Source organism: Nocardioides sp. BP30 (genome assembly GCF_029873215.1).
GTDB lineage: Bacteria > Actinomycetota > Actinomycetes > Propionibacteriales > Nocardioidaceae > Nocardioides.
Map to the genome: position 1 here is coordinate 2,295,875 of NZ_CP123620.1, position 18,012 is coordinate 2,313,886.

The 18,012-nt window shown below is 70.2% G+C and carries 16 protein-coding genes and 1 riboswitch; of the genes, 12 read left to right on the top strand and 4 right to left on the bottom strand.

What is annotated here, in order from left to right; genetic code table 11:
- The first annotated feature begins 9 nt into the window (after positions 1-9).
- On the top strand, positions 10-996 hold the full coding sequence (locus P5P86_RS10880; protein WP_280607454.1) for a DNA polymerase domain-containing protein: 987 nt from the start codon (positions 10-12) through the stop codon (positions 994-996).
- Positions 997-1,088: 92 nt separating this feature from the next.
- Here P5P86_RS10880 and P5P86_RS10885 read toward each other — a convergent pair whose 3' ends face one another.
- Both P5P86_RS10885 and P5P86_RS10890 read right to left on the bottom strand, forming a co-directional pair.
- On the bottom strand, positions 1,089-1,256 hold the full coding sequence (locus tag P5P86_RS10885; RefSeq protein ID WP_280607455.1) for a hypothetical protein: 168 nt from the start codon (positions 1,254-1,256) through the stop codon (positions 1,089-1,091).
- Positions 1,257-1,458: 202 nt separating this feature from the next.
- Positions 1,459-3,702, bottom strand: coding sequence for a hypothetical protein (locus tag P5P86_RS10890; RefSeq protein WP_280607456.1), 2,244 nt, complete (start codon positions 3,700-3,702; stop codon positions 1,459-1,461).
- A 346-nt stretch (positions 3,703-4,048) separates the two neighbouring features.
- Between P5P86_RS10890 and P5P86_RS10895 the strand changes: the two genes are divergently transcribed.
- The 8 genes from P5P86_RS10895 to P5P86_RS10930 all read left to right on the top strand — a co-directional run bounded on the left by P5P86_RS10895 (position 4,049) and on the right by P5P86_RS10930 (position 11,333).
- Positions 4,049-5,629 (top strand): RecQ family ATP-dependent DNA helicase, encoded by a 1,581-nt coding sequence (locus P5P86_RS10895; protein ID WP_280607457.1) that lies wholly within the window; start codon positions 4,049-4,051, stop codon positions 5,627-5,629.
- Positions 5,630-5,640: 11 nt separating this feature from the next.
- Positions 5,641-6,318 (top strand): ribulose-phosphate 3-epimerase, encoded by a 678-nt coding sequence (gene rpe / locus P5P86_RS10900; protein WP_280607458.1) that lies wholly within the window; start codon positions 5,641-5,643, stop codon positions 6,316-6,318.
- 57 nt (positions 6,319-6,375) lie between these two features.
- Positions 6,376-6,522, top strand: a riboswitch (FMN riboswitch).
- Positions 6,523-6,602: 80 nt separating this feature from the next.
- Positions 6,603-7,661 (top strand): bifunctional diaminohydroxyphosphoribosylaminopyrimidine deaminase/5-amino-6-(5-phosphoribosylamino)uracil reductase RibD, encoded by a 1,059-nt coding sequence (ribD, locus tag P5P86_RS10905; RefSeq protein ID WP_280607459.1) that lies wholly within the window; start codon positions 6,603-6,605, stop codon positions 7,659-7,661.
- Positions 7,661-8,269 carry a riboflavin synthase gene (locus P5P86_RS10910; RefSeq protein ID WP_280607460.1) on the top strand — a complete coding sequence of 203 codons (609 nt, stop codon included), beginning with the start codon at positions 7,661-7,663 and terminating at the stop codon, positions 8,267-8,269. The genes ribD and P5P86_RS10910 overlap by 1 nt, the downstream gene beginning before the upstream one ends.
- Entirely contained in the window at positions 8,266-8,985 is a 720-nt protein-coding gene (locus tag P5P86_RS10915) for a nicotinamide mononucleotide transporter family protein (RefSeq protein WP_280607461.1), read from the top strand. The genes P5P86_RS10910 and P5P86_RS10915 overlap by 4 nt, the downstream gene beginning before the upstream one ends.
- Positions 8,982-10,301 carry a bifunctional 3,4-dihydroxy-2-butanone-4-phosphate synthase/GTP cyclohydrolase II gene (locus tag P5P86_RS10920; RefSeq protein WP_280607462.1) on the top strand — a complete coding sequence of 440 codons (1,320 nt, stop codon included), beginning with the start codon at positions 8,982-8,984 and terminating at the stop codon, positions 10,299-10,301. The genes P5P86_RS10915 and P5P86_RS10920 overlap by 4 nt, the downstream gene beginning before the upstream one ends.
- 73 nt (positions 10,302-10,374) lie before the next feature.
- A complete protein-coding gene (ribH, locus tag P5P86_RS10925; protein WP_280607463.1) occupies positions 10,375-10,863 on the top strand; it encodes a 6,7-dimethyl-8-ribityllumazine synthase in 489 nt (162 codons plus the stop codon).
- A 5-nt stretch (positions 10,864-10,868) separates the two neighbouring features.
- Positions 10,869-11,333, top strand: a complete 465-nt coding sequence (locus P5P86_RS10930) for a YdeI/OmpD-associated family protein (protein ID WP_280607464.1) — start codon at positions 10,869-10,871, stop codon at positions 11,331-11,333.
- A gap of 82 nt (positions 11,334-11,415) precedes the next feature.
- On the opposite strand, the gene P5P86_RS10935 is transcribed toward P5P86_RS10930, so the two are convergent.
- Complete coding sequence (locus tag P5P86_RS10935; protein WP_280607465.1) at positions 11,416-12,024, bottom strand: flavodoxin family protein; 609 nt, start codon at positions 12,022-12,024, stop codon at positions 11,416-11,418.
- A gap of 70 nt (positions 12,025-12,094) precedes the next feature.
- The gene (locus tag P5P86_RS10940; RefSeq protein WP_280607466.1) at positions 12,095-13,669 is read right to left on the bottom strand and encodes a non-homologous end-joining DNA ligase LigD; all 1,575 of its coding nucleotides are present in this window, start codon (positions 13,667-13,669) and stop codon (positions 12,095-12,097) included.
- A 132-nt stretch (positions 13,670-13,801) separates the two neighbouring features.
- Between P5P86_RS10940 and P5P86_RS20145 the strand changes: the two genes are divergently transcribed.
- Genes P5P86_RS20145 through P5P86_RS10950 form a run of 3 tightly spaced genes read left to right on the top strand, consistent with a single transcriptional unit; the run spans position 13,802 to position 18,012 of the window.
- The gene (locus P5P86_RS20145; protein WP_512699385.1) at positions 13,802-14,362 is read left to right on the top strand and encodes a hypothetical protein; all 561 of its coding nucleotides are present in this window, start codon (positions 13,802-13,804) and stop codon (positions 14,360-14,362) included.
- 60 nt (positions 14,363-14,422) lie between these two features.
- Entirely contained in the window at positions 14,423-17,077 is a 2,655-nt protein-coding gene (gene fdh / locus P5P86_RS10945; protein ID WP_512699389.1) for a formate dehydrogenase, read from the top strand.
- A complete protein-coding gene (locus P5P86_RS10950; protein WP_280607467.1) occupies positions 17,074-18,012 on the top strand; it encodes a 4Fe-4S dicluster domain-containing protein in 939 nt (312 codons plus the stop codon). The genes fdh and P5P86_RS10950 overlap by 4 nt, the downstream gene beginning before the upstream one ends.

Sequence of the window (18,012 nt, forward strand, 5' to 3'; positions counted from 1 at the left end):
GCTCGCACCGTGCCGTCATCACCGCCGTCCGTCGAGATCGAGGTCGACGACCGTGTCGTCAAGGTGACGAACCCGGACCGGGTCTACTTCCCGCAAGCGCCCGGCTTCGAGGGCGGGGCGACCAAGCTCGACCTGGTCGACTACTACCTCGCGGTCGGGCCGGGCATCGTCAACGCCCTCTACGAGCGCCCCTGCATGCTGCACCGCTTCCCCAAGGGCCTGACGGGCGAGCCGGGGGAGAAGGTGCACCAGAAGCGGCTGCCTGCGGGCGCGCCCGCCTGGGTCGAGACCGTCGAGCTGTTCTTCCCGCGGTGGAAGCGCACCGCCGACGAGCTCTGCGTCACCGAGCTGGGCGCGGTGATCTGGGCGGTGCAGATGTCGACGGTGGAGTTCCACCCGTGGAACAGCCGCCGGGCCGACACCGAGAAGCCGGACGAGTGGCGGATCGATCTCGATCCCGGCCCGGCCTCGACGTACGCCGGCGTCCGCCGGGCGGCCCACGTCGCCCACGAGGTGCTCGACGACCTCGGCGCGGTCGGCTACCCCAAGACGTCGGGCAGCAAGGGGTTGCACATCTATGTCCGGATCGCGCCGGACCACGGCTTCCCCGACGTGCGCCGCGCCGCCCGGGCCTTCGCCCGCGAGGTCGAGCGCCGTGCGGGCGGCGGGGTGACGACGACGTGGTGGAAGAAGGATCGCGACCCGGCGGCGATCTTCGTGGACTGGAACCAGAACACCCGCGACCACACCATCGCCGCGGCGTACTCGGTGCGCGGCCTGCCCGACGCGCGCGTCTCCACGCCGATCCGCTGGGACGAGGTCGACGAGGCGGACCCGCGCGATTTCACCATCGCCACCGTGCCCGAGCGGTTCGCCCGGCTCGGTGACCTGCACGCCGACATCGACGACCACGTCTTCGACATCGCGCCGTTGTTGGCCTGGGCTGAGCGCGACGAGGCTTCCGGGCAGGACGCTCCCGATGAGGCCGAGGGGTGACCGGTAGGTGAAGCCGGTCCTTGGTGAGGCTCAGTTGCGGCGGATCGACGCACTTCCTCCGACGGTCGGATCTCGGGAAATCCGCGCGTTCGTCAGGGGCGACGAAAGCTGGGCAGCGGTACGCCGTCGAGCGCACGAACGCATCCGAGCCAATCGGCCCACGCGGCCGGGTCATTGGTTCGCGCCGGATCGTCGCTGGGCTCGAGGCTGACCAGCAGTTCTTGGAGGGAGACGGCGTCCGGATCGGGCTCCCGATCCATGTAAGCCACATCAGCCGGTATGCGGCGTCGTATGCCTGTGCTGGAGTCAGTTGCAAGTCGCTGTCCGCCACGCACTAAGGGTATGGGCCGGATTTGGGAATGGACCGTCATCGGCAGATCCGGGAGCGAACGGCGCCGACGGGCGGCGAGATGACGCAGGAGGGGACCGCACTCAAGAGCCCGCGCACTCCTCGAGGTCCGCTCACCGGTTGCGCGCTTCAGCGACAAGGCGCTGCTTAACGTCTTCTGTCAGTCCTTCCTCGCCCGCTTGCGCGCGGTCACCCATGAGCAAGCGCGCTTGGTCGAGTGTGTCGCGAATCTTTCTGCGAATGACTCGAGGAGGAAGGTCCGCGAGCTCCTTGCGCAAGGCGTCCGACAGATCGAGCAAGTCTTTCGGCACAACGTCGAGGATTCGCATGTTCAGCATTAGCGGAAGGGCCTCCTCAGTCTTCCGAGAGAGCCGGGAACGTGCTGGCCCGACGCCCAGGTAGTGCAGCATGAAGTCGGGACTTATAGCGGGGCTGGGCGGAGGCCGTCTGCCGAGCCGGTCTGCAAGCTCGGACGCGACTCTGAAGGCCGTGCCGTCAAGGGTAAGCCACCACGACTTAAAGCCGAACGCCGAACGCCTCTCGCCGCGCGCCTCGCGCCGCATCTGTACACCGACGTAGTTCTCGACGTCATGCCCGACGAGTAGTGCGCGGGTCCCGGCATCCATGCGGGGAAGACCAGCCTTCTCACGTCGGTCGTCCTTCCGGTCGCGCGCCTCGTGCCAGATCTCTCCGATTTGCGCGACAAGATCCTGAGGCGCCTGGTCGACGAACTCTTGAAGGGGTTGCACGTGGATGCCGAACTCCTCTTCGAGATAGTCAGCAATGTCATCGAATTGGCGTGCGTGACCGCAGAAAGTCTCCAGCCAGCTCTCGAAATCCTGTGTGCTTCTGCCGCTCAACTTGAAAACTGAGAGTAGGAAGGGCTCGGCGCCGTATGCGTCACCTCGGGACAGGGCGGAATAGTACCCGCGGGACCTCGTGACGTGCGTCGCGACTTCTTCGACGACGCCCGGCGTGACATATAAGCGAAGCCCCGCCTCACGCACTGCGTGGAGCATGAGTCCATGCGTGCGTGAGGCAGGGTCTAGCAGATCTTCCGCAAAGAGAGGAAGGACTACCGACGCATCTAGCCAGATGTCCCCCTCGGAGAAAATCTTCACCACGGCGGACTGTACGTCCGGAGTCTCACGCATGAACGCGAAGAGAGTGTATGTGTCAGCCAGGCTGCGGAGGTAGCCCCGAACGTCCTCGGGCGGATCGATCATGAGCGAAACCACCACCGCGGCCACGACGCGCGGCTCAACGAGTGTTTTGCTGGGATTCACGGCGAAGTCCGTGTAGACGATCGCTTCCACGTCCTCAAACCGAGCGAACGCATCTTGACGCTCCTTGATGACGGCTTCCGCGAAAAGTTCACCTCTATCTAGAAGCACACGTTCAAGGACGGAGCGGGACCGGATGACGGCTTCTTGAAGGCCTTCGCCAGAGAGAGCCATGCCGTCTTCCTCCGCGAAGCGAATGACCATTGCCCGAACTTCGCGGTCCAATGTGCCGTCGAGAGCCTCTACCTGGGCGAGCCGTTCGGCCAGACGCTTTCGCTCGTCCCAGGTTAAGCAGAACTCGTCGATCTTCTGATAGTGCCGGATGTACACCTTCGATAGCCGGCGAAGTGCTCCGTCTACCGCTTGATCGCGCGTTGCTGGATGCTGCCCCGGAAGCAGCTTCGCAACGTGACTTCTAACCTCGGCTCTGGTCATCCGATGCTCTGGGTCTGTGTCTCGCATCACGGATCGGACCACGGCGTCGAAGCAAACCTTCGTCAGGCCCTTGTCGCGCGTATCGTCTTGCCATTGCAGTCCGAGATAGACAAATGCGGCCTTTGCCTCAAGGTCGTCCAATGCTTGGGCTTGACGCTCGAGTGCAGTCACATTGCCCCTGCCGCCGCCCTCGAACGGTTCCATGAACTGCTCCGCTTCGGCCTGCACGGCGGCGCTTCGGTTGCGCGCTGTCAGAAACCATTCTTGATCTCTGATATCCAAGAACACCCGGTAGTCACGCCGAACGGTCTTCTTCAATTCGTTTGCAGCGGCGCCAATGACCTGGTTGGTCGCGTAGATCAGGACCGCGGCATCTGGCGTGGTGTCGTGGAGCCGCTTACATGTTTCCTTGATCTTCTGATCCCAGTCCTTCCGGAGCGAGAACTGAAGAATCACGTCGTCGTCATCGACGGGTCGGAAGAGGCGCGCGTCCATTCCTTCGTCGCCGGCTGCCGCGGCCATGGGCCGGAGGCTCGGGAACTCCTCTGCAAGGAAGACGTTCGCTAGCCGCTCGAACAGACGCCATTGGCTACCTTCGATAGAAGTCAGTGCGTGTCGAAAGCCTTCGTAGCTCGTCAATGTCCCTCCTAGACTCTGCCCGAGGTCAGTCTGGCACCAACGGTCAACGGGATGGACAAGGATTGCCGCGGTCGCGGGATACGAGCAGTGCCGCTGCCTCTCGTAAGCGCTCGTTCACCCGCCGCGGCCGTTGCGAGAGCGACATCTTAGGCGGTTCGAGGCGCAGCTGACCCCGGCAACCGGGGCGGATCGAGGCGGCTCACCCGCCCGCTGCATTCTGGGCGGACTGACATGCGCCTCGTGAACTTGTCGCGGAGCACGCCAGGCTCGCAAAGATCCGCAACCGAAGCCGAGTGAGTAGCTGCACGAGCGGCATGCCTGGACCACCCGTCGGGAACCATGGCCCGTGCCCCCACGCTCCACCTCGCAGGATGTCATCCGCCAGACCGTCCGGGACCGCTTCGGGCACCCCGATCTCCACCCCGGCCAACGAGAGGCGATCTCGGCGCTGCTGGCCGGTAGCGACGTGCTGCTGGTTGCTCCTACCGGCGCCGGGAAGTCGCTCGTCTACCAGGCCGCGGGGCTGTTGCTCGAGGGCCTGACGCTGGTGGTCTCCCCGCTGCTGGCCCTGCAGCACGACCAGCTCGAGCGACTGGAGTCGCTCGGGGTACGCGGCGGCCGGCTCAGCTCCGCCGAGGGGGAGCGCGCGCGGGCGGAGGTGCTGCGCGCCGCGGCGGCCGGCGAGCTGGACTTCGTCTTCCTCTCACCCGAGCAGCTCGCCAACGACGAGGTGCGCGAGCAGGTCGCCTCGTGGCGCCCCGGGCTCGTCGCCGTCGACGAGGCGCACTGCGTCTCGGCCTGGGGACACGACTTCCGGCCGGACTACTTCCGGCTCGGCGAGCTCATCGCCGACCTCGGCGAGCCCCGCATCGTGGCCATGACCGCCACCGCCGCGCCGCCGGTGCGCGAGGACATCGTCGAGCGACTGCGGCTGGCGCAGCCCACCACCATCGTCACCGGGTTCGCCAGGCCCGAGCTCGGGCTCGCGGTGCACCGCGTGGTCGACGAGGCCGAGCAGCGCCGTACGGTCCTCGAGCGGGTGGCAGCGCTGCCGGGCGCGGGGATCGTCTACTGCCGCACCCGCCCTGCCGCCGAGGAGTACGCCGAGGCACTCCGCGAGGCGCTCGCCGACACCGACCGGTCGGTCGCCGCCTACCACGCGGGCATGAGCGCCAAGCGTCGCGACCAGGTGCACGAGGCGTTCTCCCGGGGCACGCTCGACGTGGTCGTCGCGACCTCGGCATTCGGGATGGGCATCGACAAGCCCGACGTGCGGTTCGTGGTGCACGCGCAGGCGCCGGAGTCACCCGACACCTACTACCAGGAGGTCGGCCGGGCAGGCCGCGACGGCGAGCCGGCGATCGGGCTGCTGGTCTACCGCCCCGAGGACCTGGCGCTGGGCCGCTTCTTCTCCCCGGGCGTCCCGCGCATGCAGGATGTCCGCGCGGTGGAGGCAGCGCTGGACCGCGGCGAGGAGGCGACCGACCTGGGCCCGCGTCGTCGCCAGCGGATCCGCAACCTGCTCGATCTGGCGGCCCACAGCCATCCCGGTCGGGACCGGGTGGCGGCAGTGATCGAGCTCGCTGAGGCGCACCGCAGCCTGGAGCGCTCGCGGGTCGACATGATGCGCGGGTACGCCGAGACGCAGCGCTGCCGGATGGAGTTCCTGGTCGGCTACTTCGGGGAGGAGGTCGACGGGCGGTGCGGGACGTGTGACAACTGCCGTGCTGGGATCGCGCCGGACCCGGCGGCGCTGGCCGAGGCACCCTTCGGGGTCCAGACCCGGGTGCGGCACGAGGAGTTCGGCGCGGGCGTGGTCACCGACGTGGAGGAGGATCGGCTCACCGTGCTGTTCGACGAGGTGGGCTACCGCACCCTCTCCCTCGAGCTGGTCCTGGGCGAGCACCTGCTGGCGCCGGGGCACTAGGCTCAACGGCCGTGGGATCCCGAACCAGCCAGATCACCCCCAGCATCCTCAACGCGGACTTCGCGAACCTGGCCCAGGAGGTCGCCCGGATCGGCAGCGCCGACTGGGTGCACGTGGACGTGATGGACAACCACTTCGTCCCCAACCTGACCTTCGGCCCGACGATGGTGGAGGCGCTCAGCCGCGCCACCGCGACGCCGTTGGACGCGCACCTGATGATCGAGGATCCCGACCGCTGGGCGCCGGCGTACGCCGAGGCCGGGGCGGGCAGCGTCACCTTCCACGTCGAGGCCGCCCAGGCCCCGGTGCGGCTCGCGCGCGAGATCCGCGCCCAGGGCGCCCGGGCCAGCATGGCGCTCAAGCCGGCGACGCCGATCGAGCCCTACGAGGACCTGCTCGCCGAGCTGGACATGGTGCTGATCATGACGGTCGAGCCGGGATTCGGCGGTCAGCGGTTCCTCGACCTGTGCCTCCCCAAGATCCGCCGCGCCCGGGCGCTGATGGACAAGCACGGCCTGGAGACCTGGCTCCAGGTCGACGGTGGGGTCAGCCTGGAGACGATCGAGCGCTGCGCCGAGGCCGGGGCCGACGTGTTCGTCGCCGGGTCGGCGGTCTACTCCGCCGAGGATCCCGATGCGATGGTGCAGGCCCTGCGCGCCCGGGCGGATGCGGCCCGGTCCGCCGGTTGACCCGCGGGAATGTCGAGTGGCCGGCCGTGGTTCAATGACCGCAGACGAGTGAACAGCTCGCGTGCTCTGGGGGCGGTGAAACTCCGCACCGGCGGTGATCGGGCGCAAGCCCGGAAGTCCGCGACCCGGTCGTAGCCAACGGCCGGTTGACCAGGTGGGAATCCTGGACCGACGGTCAAAGTCCGGATGGAAAGAAGCACGCGGTCGACGCCCGCACGCCGAGTCCCTCGGCGGTGGTGGGCTCGGCCCGCCCCGGAGTCCGTGACCGGACAGGAGGGGTGGCGATGGCCGACCAGGCAGCCAGCACCGCGACGGCGACCGAGGTCGCCGCGATGCGCCGCGCCGTGGAGCTGGCGGCGCTGGGTCCGTTCAGCCCCAATCCCCGGGTCGGCTGCGTCCTGCTCGCCGACGACGGCAGCGTCGTCGCGGAGGGTCATCACCGCGGCGCCGGGACGCCTCACGCCGAGGCCGACGCGCTCGACCGCGCGGCGGAGCGTGCCCGCGGCACGACGGCCGTGGTCACCCTGGAGCCGTGCAACCACACCGGCCGGACCGGCCCGTGCGCGCAGCGCCTGGTGGCTGCCGGCGTGCGCCGGGTGGTCTTCGCCCAGTCCGACCCCAACCCAGTGGCGGCCGGGGGAGCCGCGACCCTCCGCGAGGCGGGCGTCGAGGTCGTCGCCGGTGTGCTGGCCGAGGAGTCGCGTGCGCTCAACCGGGTCTGGTCGCGCGCGCTGGAGTGGCAGCGTCCGTTCGTCACCTGGAAGTTCGCGACCACGCTCGACGGCCGCTCCGCGGCGAGTGACGGCACCTCGCGCTGGGTCTCCAGCCCCGCCGCCCGGCGTGACACCCACCGGCTGCGTGCCCGGTGCGACACCATGCTGGTCGGGACGAACACCATCGCCGTGGACGACCCGCTGCTGACCGTGCGCGACGAGGACGGTCACGCCGTGGAGAGGCAGCCGCTGCGAGCGGTGATGGGGCTGCGCGACCTGCCCGCGACCAGCCGCGTGCTCAACGCCGATGCCGAGACCGTGCTGCTTCGCACCCACGATCCCCGCGCGGCGCTGAGCCAGCTGTGGGACCGCGAGCGTCGGCACGTGTTCCTCGAGGGCGGCCCCACGCTGGCCGCCGCCTTCCTCGACGCGGGCTTCGTCGACGAGATCGTCGTCTACGTCGCGCCGATGCTGCTCGGGGCGGGCCGCCACGCCGTCGCCGACCTCGGCATCACCACCATCGGCGCAGCGCTGCGCCCCCGCGTCACCGACATCACCGTCCTCGAGCCGAACGGCGCGGATGCCGCCGCCGAGGAGCCCAACGTCCGAATCACCATGGAGATGCACTGATGTTCACCGGAATCGTCGAGGAGCTCGGCACCATCGCCGCCATCGAGGACCAGGCCAGCCCCAACGGCGATCGGGCGATCCGCCTCACCGTCGCCGCCGGGACGGTCCTGGAGGACGCCGCGCTCGGCGACTCGATCGCCGTCAACGGGTGCTGCCTCACCGTGGCAGCGCTCGGCGAGGGCACCTGGACCGCCGACGTCATGCAGGAGACGCTCGACAAGACCTCCCTGTACGGCGCCCGGCCCGGCGACCGGGTGAACCTCGAGCGGGCAGTGACGCCGCAGACCCGGCTGGGGGGCCATATCGTCCAGGGCCACGTCGACGGCGTCGGCGAGATCCTGCGGCGTACGCCCAGCGAGCACTGGGAGGTCGTCGAGGTCTCCCTGCCCGCGCACCTGAGCCGCTACCTGGTCGACAAGGGCTCGATCACCGTCGACGGGGTCAGCCTGACCGTCGTGGAGGCGGGCCGGACCGCTTTCACCGTCAGCCTGATCCCCGAGACCCTGGCTCGCACGACGCTGGGCGTCCGGCGGGTCGGCGAGCGGGTCAACCTCGAGGCCGACATCCTCGCCAAGCACGTCGAGAAGCTGTTGGAGGCACGCTCGTGAGCGTCCTGAACTGGCTCTACGATGCCCAGGTCACGATCGGCGGCCACCCGATCACGTGGCGCGAGATCATCGGCAACGCCTTCGGCTTCGCCTCCGCGATCGGCGGCCTGCGCCGCAAGGTGTGGGCCTGGCCGATCGGCATCGTCGGCAACGCGCTGCTCTTCAGCGTCTTCATCGCCGCCACCTTCCACCAGGGTGCCCAGGTGCCGCTGTTCGGCCAGGCCGGCCGCCAGGTCTTCTTCATCGTGACCAGCGTCTACGGCTGGTGGCGCTGGCGGCAGACCCGTGCCCTGCACGTCGCCACCGGCGACGAGCATGCCGTCGCCCCGCGCTGGGCGAACGCCGCCGAGCGGATCGGCTACCTCGGGGTCTGGGTCGCCGGAGTGCTGGTGTGCCAGTGGCTCTTCGCGGTGATCGGCGCCGGCTGGCCGGCGCCGCGCTGGTACTACTGGTGCGACGCCTGGATCTTCGTCGGCTCCTTCATCGCCACCTTCGCGATGGCCCGCGGCTGGGTCGACTTCTGGCTGTGCTGGATCGCCGTCGACCTGGTCGGGGTGCCGGAGCTCTGGCACTCCCACTACTACCCCTCCGCGGTCCTCTACGCCGTCTACGCGGCGCTGGTCGTCTACGGGTTCACCGTCTGGCTCCGGATCTCCCGCCAGGAGAGCGCACCGGAGGCGCACCACCGCCACATCGCAGCAGGAGAAGCAGCATGAGCGAGCAGCACACCTCGACCCCGCACCGCGACCATCAGCACGGGGGCGTCCGGCTCGACCCGGTCGAGCGAGCGATCGCCGACATCGCCGCAGGCAAGGCCGTCGTGGTCGTCGACGACGAGGGCCGCGAGAACGAGGGCGACATCATCTTCGCGGCCGCCAAGGCGACCCCCGAGCTGATGGCGTTCACGATCCGGCACTCCAGCGGCGTCATCTGCGTGCCGATGCCCGGCGAGATGCTCGACCGGCTCGAGATCCCGCTGATGACGCCGCACAACCGCGACAAGCTGCGCACGGCGTACACGATCTCGGTGGACGCGCGCGACGGGGTCTCGACCGGGATCTCGGCCGCCGACCGTGCCCACACCGCTCGAGTGCTGGCCGACTCGGCGACCGAGCCGTGGGAGCTGACCCGCCCCGGCCATGTCTTCCCGCTGCGCTACCGCGCCGGCGGGGTGCTGGTCCGTCGGGGCCACACCGAGGCGGCCGTCGACCTGGCCACGCTCGCCGGCCTGACGCCGGCCGGCGTGCTCGTCGAGGTGGTCAACGACGACGGCACGATGAAGCGCGCCCCCGAGCTCCGCGCGTTCGCCGACGAGCACGGCCTGGCCATGATCTCGATCGAGGACCTGGTCCGCTACCGGCGGCGTACCGAGGTGCTCGTCGAGCGCAAGGCGGAGACCCGGCTGCCCACCCGGTACGGCGACTTCACCGCCTTCGGCTACTCGGTCACCATCGACGGGTCCGAGCACGTGGCGCTCGTGCACGGCGACGTCGCCGCCGCCGTCGCGGCGGGTGAGCCGGTGCTGACCCGGGTGCACTCGGAGTGCCTGACCGGCGACGTCTTCGGGTCCCAGCGCTGCGACTGCGGCCCGCAGCTGGACGAGGCGCTGGCACGGATCGTGCGGGAGGGCACCGGCGTGGTCGTCTACCTGCGTGGCCACGAGGGCCGGGGGATCGGGCTGGTCGCGAAGCTGCAGGCCTACCAGCTCCAGGACGGCGGCCGTGACACCGTCGACGCCAATCTCGACCTCGGCCTGCCGGCCGACGCACGGCACTACGGTGCCGCCACCCAGATCCTGCGCGACCTGGGCGCCACCTCGGTCCGGTTGCTGACGAACAACCCCGACAAGGTCGACGATCTGGAGGACTACGGCATCCATGTCGCGGAGCGGGTGCCGTTGACACCGCACCCCAACGACCACAATCTGGCCTACCTGTTGACCAAGCGGGACAGGATGGGCCACGTGCTGCCCGACCTGGACGACCACGTCGGCGGCGAGTCGCACGAGAAGATCGAGGAGCAGGAAGCATGAGCGAGCGCAGCGAGCGAGTCAGGCACCAGGGCGCGAGTGCCTCGGGCGCGCACGGAGCGAAGCGAGGACGTGCATGAGCGGTCAGGGAGCACCCACGGCTGAGCCCATCGACTGCCACGACCTGCGCGTCGCGGTCGTGGCGGCCACCTGGCACGAGGTGGTGATGGACGGCCTGATCGCCGGCGCGCAGCGGGCGCTGGACGACCACAAGGTCGAGGCGCCGGTGGTGGTGCGCGTGCCCGGCACGTTCGAGCTGGCGGTGGTCGCGGGGGCCTTGGCCAAGGAGGGGTACGACGCGATCGTCGCCCTCGGGGTGGTGATCCGTGGCGGCACCCCGCACTTCGAGTACGTCTGCTCGGCCGCCACGGACGGGCTCAACCGGGTGGCGCTGGACCACGGGGTGCCGGTGGGCTTCGGCGTCCTGACGTGCGACACCGAGGAGCAGGCGCTGGACCGGGCCGGGCTGGACGGGTCGGCCGAGGACAAGGGCTACGAGGCGACCGCCGCCGCCCTGGCCACGGCCGTCACGCTCAAGCGGATCAAGCGGCACCTGCGGGGCTGAGTGCCGTGGCCGAGATCGTGATCGCCGGGGCCGAGCTGGTCGCGCGCGGCCCCGCTGCGGCGTTCGTGCTCACCGCCGAGCAGGTCGACCAGGTCGGCGGGGGCCGCAAGCGCTTCCCGGTCGTGCTCACCGCCGGCGGTCGGACCTGGCGCGGGTCGGTCGCCTCGATGGGTGGGGAGTTCCTGATCGGCCTGTCCAAGCAGGCTCGTGCCGAGGCCGGTCTCGCTGTCGGCGACATCGTCGACCTCACCGTGGCCACCGACGAGGCGCCCCGGGAGGTGGAGGTGCCGCCCGCGCTCGCGGAGGCGCTGGCGGCCGATGCGGTCGCCGCGGCGGCGTACGAGCGGCTCGCCTTCACCCATCGCAAGGAGTTCGCGCGGTGGGTAGGGGAGGCGAAGCGCGAGGAGACCCGGGAGCGACGGGTGCAGGAGGCGCTGGCGATGCTGCGCGAGGGCCGGACCCGGTCCTGACGGCCGCATGGCGGGTCCCAGCCCCCTGAGTCCGCCGGTCTCAGCTCACCGGTCTCAGCTCGCCGGTCTCAGCTCGCCGGTCTCAGCTCGCCGGGTAGGCCGACTGCTTGAGCAGCCGGGCGAGGTGGGCGGTGTTGGCCGCCAGCGTCACCGTCGCCTTCGCGGTGGCGTCCGGTGCGGGGGAGAGGTCCCGGTAGTCGGTCGTCTCCATCGCCTCCCCGACCCAGTAGGTGTTCGCGTTGGCCGCGATGGTGAAGCCGACGTCGTTGAGCGCCTGGAAGCACTCGGCGGCGACGTGGTGCGCGCCGTCCTCGTTGCCGACCACTGCCACCGCGGCGACCTTGCCGAAGGTGAGCAGCCGGCCCTCGTCGTCGGTCTCGGAGATCTCCGCGTCGAGGCGCTCGAGCACCATCTTGCACACCGACGCCGGCTGGCCCATCCAGATCGGCGTCGCGAGCACCAGGATGTCGGCGGCGAGCATCTTGTCGCGCAGCGCCGGCCACTCGTCGCCCTCGCCCTCGTCGGTGGTCACCCCGAAGCGGATGTCGTGGTCGACCACCCGGATGATCTCGCCGGTGACGTCGTGCTTCTCGAGCTCCTGGAGGACCTGGGCGCCGAGCAGCGAGGAGCTCGACTCCGCCGGCGTCGGCTTCAGGGTGCAGACCAGGACGAGGGCGCGCAGATCGCTCATGCCGCGATGTGCCCGACCGCGCCCCCCATCATGCCCGCGCCATCACCCCGCGCCATCACCCCGTGCAGCGCTACGTCAACGGAGGCAGCTCCTGTTCCACGCCGAGCAGAGCGCGGAACGGGTCGCCGCGCCGCTCCAGCCGCGCGAGCACCGTGCGCACCGTCCACCGGTCGGGGCGCAGGTCGGGGTCGTCGAGTTCGGTCCACGCGATCGGCACCGAGACCGGCGCCCCGGCCGCGGCCCGCGGCGAGTACGGCGCGACGAGCGTCTTGTTGATCGCGTTCTGGGTGTAGTCGAGCCGTGCCAGGCCGGCGCGCGCCTTCACCTCCCATTTCCAGCTCACCAGTTCCGGTACGACCTTGCCGACCGTGCGGGACAGCTGCTCCACCCAGGTGCGGGTGTCGTCGAAGGTGTAGCCACCCCGCACCGGGATCCAGATCTGGATCCCGCGGCGGCCGGTCACCTTGGGCCGGGCGAGCACGCCGAGGTGGTCCAGCGCGGTCCGGTGCAGCCGGGCGAGCGTGAGCAGGTCCTCCCACGAGGTCCGCTCACCGGGGTCGAGGTCGATCAGCGCGTACGTCGGCTCGTGCGGGGCCCGGGTGCGCGAGGTCCACGGATGCCATGCCAGGGCGCCGAAGTTGGCCGCCCACACCAGCGCGGCCGGCTCGTCGCAGACCAGGTAGGTGCTGGTCTCGCCCGGGTCGGCATCCGGGTTGTCCCAGCCGGTCAGCCAGCGGGGGGCGTGGGCCGGCAGCTGCTTGTGCCAGAAGCCGGGCCGGTCGGCGCCGTCGGGGTAGCGGTGCAGGTTCAGCGCCCGGCCGCGCAGGTAGGGGAGCAGCACCGGGGCGATGCGGGCGGTGTAGGCGAGCAGGTGGCGCTTCGTCGTCGCCGGTTCGTCCCGTTCAGGGGCGCCGGGGAAGAGCGCCTTGTCGAGGTTGGTCACCTTGAGCGCGCGGCCGTGCACCTCCCAGGTGCCCCCGGAGGCGGGCAACGCCTCGAGCTCGTCCAGCGCCTCGTCGGGCAGCGTGTCGGGAACCAGCCGCTCCTCGGCGCGGTGGGCCGGTGCCTCGCTCTGCCAGCGCCGGTCGGGGTCGGCGCGGACCTCCTCGTTGGTCCGGCCCGAGAGCACCGAGACGGGATGGTCCTCGGGGTCCCAGCCGTCGACGGCGTACTCGTCGCGCTTGTGCAACAGCATCCAGTTCCGGTCCTCGCCGCCGCGCCGGACGAGCACGAACCGGCCGCGCAGCTTCTCCCCGCGAACCTCGGCGTGCAGCTCACCGGCCGACACCGCGGCCGCCGGGTCGTCGGTGTGGACAGGCTCCCAGGTGCCGGTGTCCCACACGATCACGTCGCCCCCGCCGTACTCGCCGGTGGGGATCACACCCTCGAAGAGCAGGTACTCGATCGGGTGGTCCTCGACGTGCACCGCGAGCCGGCGGGCGGACGGGTCGAGGGTCGGGCCCTTCGGCACCGCCCAGCTCGCCAGGACGCCGTCGATCTCGAAGCGCAGGTCGTAGTGGAGGTGGCTGGCGCGGTGCCGCTGCACCACGAACCGGGCACCGCCCGGCGCCGGTTCCGCTCCTGCCGGCTCGGGGGTGCGCGCGAAGTCCCGCTTGCGCCGGTAGTCAGCCAGCTTGCCGTCCATGACGCGCCGGTACCCCGAGCCCGTGTGCGGCTTCCGGCGCTCGGCGCTCGGCGGTTCCTGCCCGGTCATCGACCGGCACCACGCCGCGGCGGACGGTGGTTTCCGAGCCGTGGGTGTGGTTACCTGGCCCTCGTGACAGCGTTCCTTGGCTGGCCGCTGCTGCGGCAGGTGACCGGTCGCGACAAGCTCGGTCGCGGTGCCGCCGCACAATCGGCCCGCAGCGCCTCCCTCGAGCCACGCACCGTCGAGGCGGACCGGGTGGTCGACTCGGTGTGTCCCTACTGCGCGGTGGGCTGTGCGCAGAAGGTCTTCGTCAAGGACGGCAAGGTCACCCAGATCGAGGGCGACCCGGCCAGCCCGATCTCGCGCGGGCGGCTGTGCCCGAAGGGCAGCGCCAGCAAGCAGCTGGTGACCAGTCCGACCCGGGTGAGCAAGGTCCGCTACCGGCGCCCGCACGGCACCGAGTGGGAGGACCTCGACCTCGACACCGCTGTCGACATGATCGCGGATCGGGTGATCGCCACCCGCAAGCAGTTCTGGCAGTGGGAGGACGAGGCTGGCCGCCGCGTCCGCCGCACGCTGGGCATCGCGAGCCTCGGAGGAGCGACCCTCGACAACGAGGAGAACTACCTCATGAAGAAGCTCTACACGGCCATGGGGGCGATCCAGGTCGAGAACCAGGCGCGTATTTGACACTCCTCCACGGTTCCCGGTCTGGGAACCTCGTTCGGTCGTGGTGGGGCCACCACGTTCCTGCAGGACCTCAGCAACGCTGACTGCATCCTCATCGAGGGCTCCAACATGGCCGAGGCGCACCCGGTCGGCTTCCAGTGGGTGATGGAGGCCAAGCGGCGCGGTGCCACGATCGTGCACGTCGACCCGCGGTTCACGCGGACCTCGGCCGTCTCCGACATCCACGTGCCCATCCGGGCGGGCTCCGACATCGCGTTCCTGGGTGCCCTGGTCAACCACGTGCTGAGCAACGACCTGGACTTCCGCGAGTACGTCGTGGCCTATACCAACGCGGCGAACATCATCGACGGGGACTACCAGGACACCGAGGAGCTCGACGGGATCTTCTCCGGGTGGGAGCCCGACACCGCCCAGTACGACCCGACATCGTGGTCCTACCGGCCCGACAGCCAGCACGACGTCGAGGCGGAGGAGCAGCGCGACGGCGAGGGGTACGGGGGTGCCGAGGGGCACCAGCAGTCTCACCAGGCCGCGCGCTCGGAGAGCCATGGTTCGGGTGGGGCGCCGGTGCAGTGGAAGGGCCGCCGCGACGAGACCCTGCAGGACCCGAACTGCGTCTTCCAGATCCTCAAGCGGCACTACGCCCGCTACACCCCCGAGATGGTCCAGCAGGTCTGCGGCATCGAGCCGGACCAGTTCCGGCGCGTGGCCGACGCGCTCACCCGCAACAGCGGCCGGGAGCGTACGACAGCGTTCTGCTACGCCGTCGGCTGGACGCAGCACAGCACCGGTGCCCAGATGATCCGGACCGCCTCGATCCTGCAGTTGCTGCTGGGCAACATCGGGCGCCCCGGCGGCGGGATCATGGCACTGCGCGGGCACGCCAGCATCCAGGGCTCGACCGACATCCCGACGCTGTTCAACATCCTGCCGGGCTACCTTCCGATGCCGCACGGCAGCCAGCACCAGACCCTCGACGAGTGGGTCCGCGACGACGAGGGCAAGGCCGGCTTCTGGGGCAACGTCCGCTCCTACGCGGTCAGCCTGCTGAAGTCCTACTGGGGCGACGCGGCGACGCCGGAGAACGACTTCTGCTTCGACTACCTGCCCCGGATCAGCGGCGACCACTCCAGCTACGCCACCGTCAAGGCGATGATCGAGGGCCGGTGCAAGGGCTACTTCGTGGTGGGCGAGAACCCCGCCGTCGGCTCGAGCAACGGCAAGATGCAGCGCCTCGGCCTGGCCAACCTGGACTGGCTGGTGGTCCGCGACCTGCAGATGATCGAGACCGCCACCTTCTGGAAGGACGGTCCGGAGATCGAGACCGGTGAGCTGGTCACCGAGGACATCGGCACCGAGGTCTTCTTCCTGCCGGCCGCCAGCCACGTGGAGAAGGCCGGCTCGTTCACCCAGACCCAGCGGATGCTGCAGTGGCGCGACAAGGCCGTCGAGCCGCCGGGCGATGCCAGGAGCGAGCTGGAGTTCTACTACGAGCTCGGTCAGCGGATCCGCACCAAGCTCGCTGCCCGGGCCGAGGAGCACGGCGTCGACGAGATGGACCGGCCGCTGCTCGACCTGGCGTGGGACTACCCTCGCGACGCCGAGGGCGAGATCGACGGCGCCGCAGTGCTGCGCGAGATCAACGGCACCGGGCCGGACGGGAAGGCGCTGTCCTCCTACACCGAGCTCAAGGCCGACGGCTCGACCGCCTGCGGGTGCTGGATCTACTGCGGCGTGTATGCCGACGAGGTCAACCAGGCCCGCCGCCGCAAGCCGCACTGGGAGCAGGACCAGGTCGCCTCGGAGTGGGGCTGGGTGTGGCCGGCCAACCGCCGGATCCTCTACAACCGCGCCTCGGCCGCTCCCGACGGCTCGCCGTGGAGCGAGCGCAAGCGCTACGTGTGGTGGGACGCCGAGGCCGACGGCGGCAAGGGCAAGTGGACCGGTCCCGACGTCCCGGACTACATCGTCGACCGGGCCCCCGACTACGTTCCGCCCGAGGGGGCGAAGGGACCCGACGCGATCGGCGGCCAGGACCCGTTCATCATGCAGACCGACGGCAAGGCGTGGCTCTTCGCGCCTGTCGGGCTGGCCGACGGGCCGCTGCCCACCCACTACGAGCCGGCCGAGTCGCCGGTGCGCAACCCGCTCTACGAGCAGCAGAACAACCCCACCCGGCGCAGCGTCGTCTCGCCGGCCAACCCGCTCAACCCGAGCGAGACCGAGATCTTCCCCTACGTGTTCACCACCTACCGCCTCACCGAGCACCACACCGCCGGCGGGATGAGCCGCACGCTGCCCTACCTGACCGAGCTGCAGCCCGAGCCGTTCTGCGAGGTCTCGCCCCGGCTGGCGGCCGAGCGCGGCCTGGAGCACCTGGGCTGGGCGACGATCGTCACCGCCCGGACGGCGATCGAGGCACGGGTGCTGGTGACCGAGCGGGTGCGCTCCCTGCGCCTGGGCGACCGGTTCGTCGAGCAGATCGGCCTGCCCTACCACTGGGGCGGCAGCGGCATCACGACCGGGGACTCGCCCAACGACCTGGTGAACCTGACGCTCGACCCCAACGTCTACATCCAGGACAAGGTGGGCACCTGCGACATCCGTCCGGGCCGCCGGCCGCGGGGACCGGCCCTGACGGCGTACGTCGCCGACTACCGGCGGCGTGCCGGGATCGAGGAGTCCGACTCCTCCGAAGGAGGAGCTAACCAATGAGCCTGCTGTCAGGTGTCTTCTCCGAGCGCTCGCTGTGGGGACGGCTCGACGACGTCCAGCACGAGGCCGGGTACGACGAGCACCCGCCCCGGATGGGCTTCTTCACCGACACCTCCGTCTGCATCGGCTGCAAGGCCTGCGAGGTCGCGTGCAAGGAGTGGAACGACGTCCCGGAGGACGGCTACCTGCTGACCGGGATGTCCTACGACAACACCCAGGCGCTCGGTGCCAGCACCTGGCGCCACGTCGCGTTCGTGGAGAAGACGGACAAGCCTGCGGCACCGGTCGACCTCGGCATGCCGGGCTTCGAGTTGCCCGGGCGGGCCCACCCGCACGGTGAGGACCAGGCGACCGAGTCGGGCGCCGGTGCCGTCCGGTGGCTGATGTCGTCGGACGTGTGCAAGCACTGCACGCACGCGGGCTGCCTCGACGTGTGCCCGACCGGCGCGCTGTTCCGCACCGAGTTCGGCACCGTCGTGGTGCAGCCCGACGTCTGCAACGGGTGCGGCTACTGCGTCACGGCCTGCCCCTACGGCGTGATCGACATCCGCAAGGACGACGGCCGCGCCTTCAAGTGCACGCTGTGCTACGACCGGCTCAAGGAGGGTCAGAAGCCGGCGTGCGCGCAGGCATGCCCGACCGAGTCGATCCAGTTCGGCGAGCTCAGCGAGCTGCGCGAGCGCGCCGACCACCGGCTGGCCGAGCTGCACGAGAAGGGCGTCGACGTCGCCCGGCTCTACGGGCGCGATCCCGAGGACGGCGTCGGCGGCGACGGCGCGTTCTTCCTGCTGCTCGACGAGCCCGAGGTCTACGGCCTGCCGCCGGACCCGATCGTGACCACCCGCGACATCGGCTCGATCTGGGGCCACGTCGGAGCCGCGGCCGCAGCGCTCGTGGGCATCGGGGTCGCCTCGTTCGTCGGAAGGAGGCGGTGA

What these genes read in the sequence shown, in the direction of transcription:
- P5P86_RS10940 (WP_280607466.1), bottom strand. Translation starts at nt 13,669, where the DNA reads ATGGACGGCAAGCTGGCTGACTACCGGCGCAAGCGGGACTTCGCGCGC.
- P5P86_RS10910 (WP_280607460.1), top strand. Translation starts at nt 7,661, where the DNA reads ATGTTCACCGGAATCGTCGAGGAGCTCGGCACCATCGCCGCCATCGAG.
- P5P86_RS10920 (WP_280607462.1), top strand. Translation starts at nt 8,982, where the DNA reads ATGAGCGAGCAGCACACCTCGACCCCGCACCGCGACCATCAGCACGGG.
- P5P86_RS10885 (WP_280607455.1), bottom strand. Translation starts at nt 1,256, where the DNA reads ATGGATCGGGAGCCCGATCCGGACGCCGTCTCCCTCCAAGAACTGCTG.
- ribD (WP_280607459.1), top strand. Translation starts at nt 6,603, where the DNA reads ATGGCCGACCAGGCAGCCAGCACCGCGACGGCGACCGAGGTCGCCGCG.
- ribH (WP_280607463.1), top strand. Translation starts at nt 10,375, where the DNA reads ATGAGCGGTCAGGGAGCACCCACGGCTGAGCCCATCGACTGCCACGAC.
- P5P86_RS10950 (WP_280607467.1), top strand. Translation starts at nt 17,074, where the DNA reads ATGAGCCTGCTGTCAGGTGTCTTCTCCGAGCGCTCGCTGTGGGGACGG.
- P5P86_RS10935 (WP_280607465.1), bottom strand. Translation starts at nt 12,024, where the DNA reads ATGAGCGATCTGCGCGCCCTCGTCCTGGTCTGCACCCTGAAGCCGACG.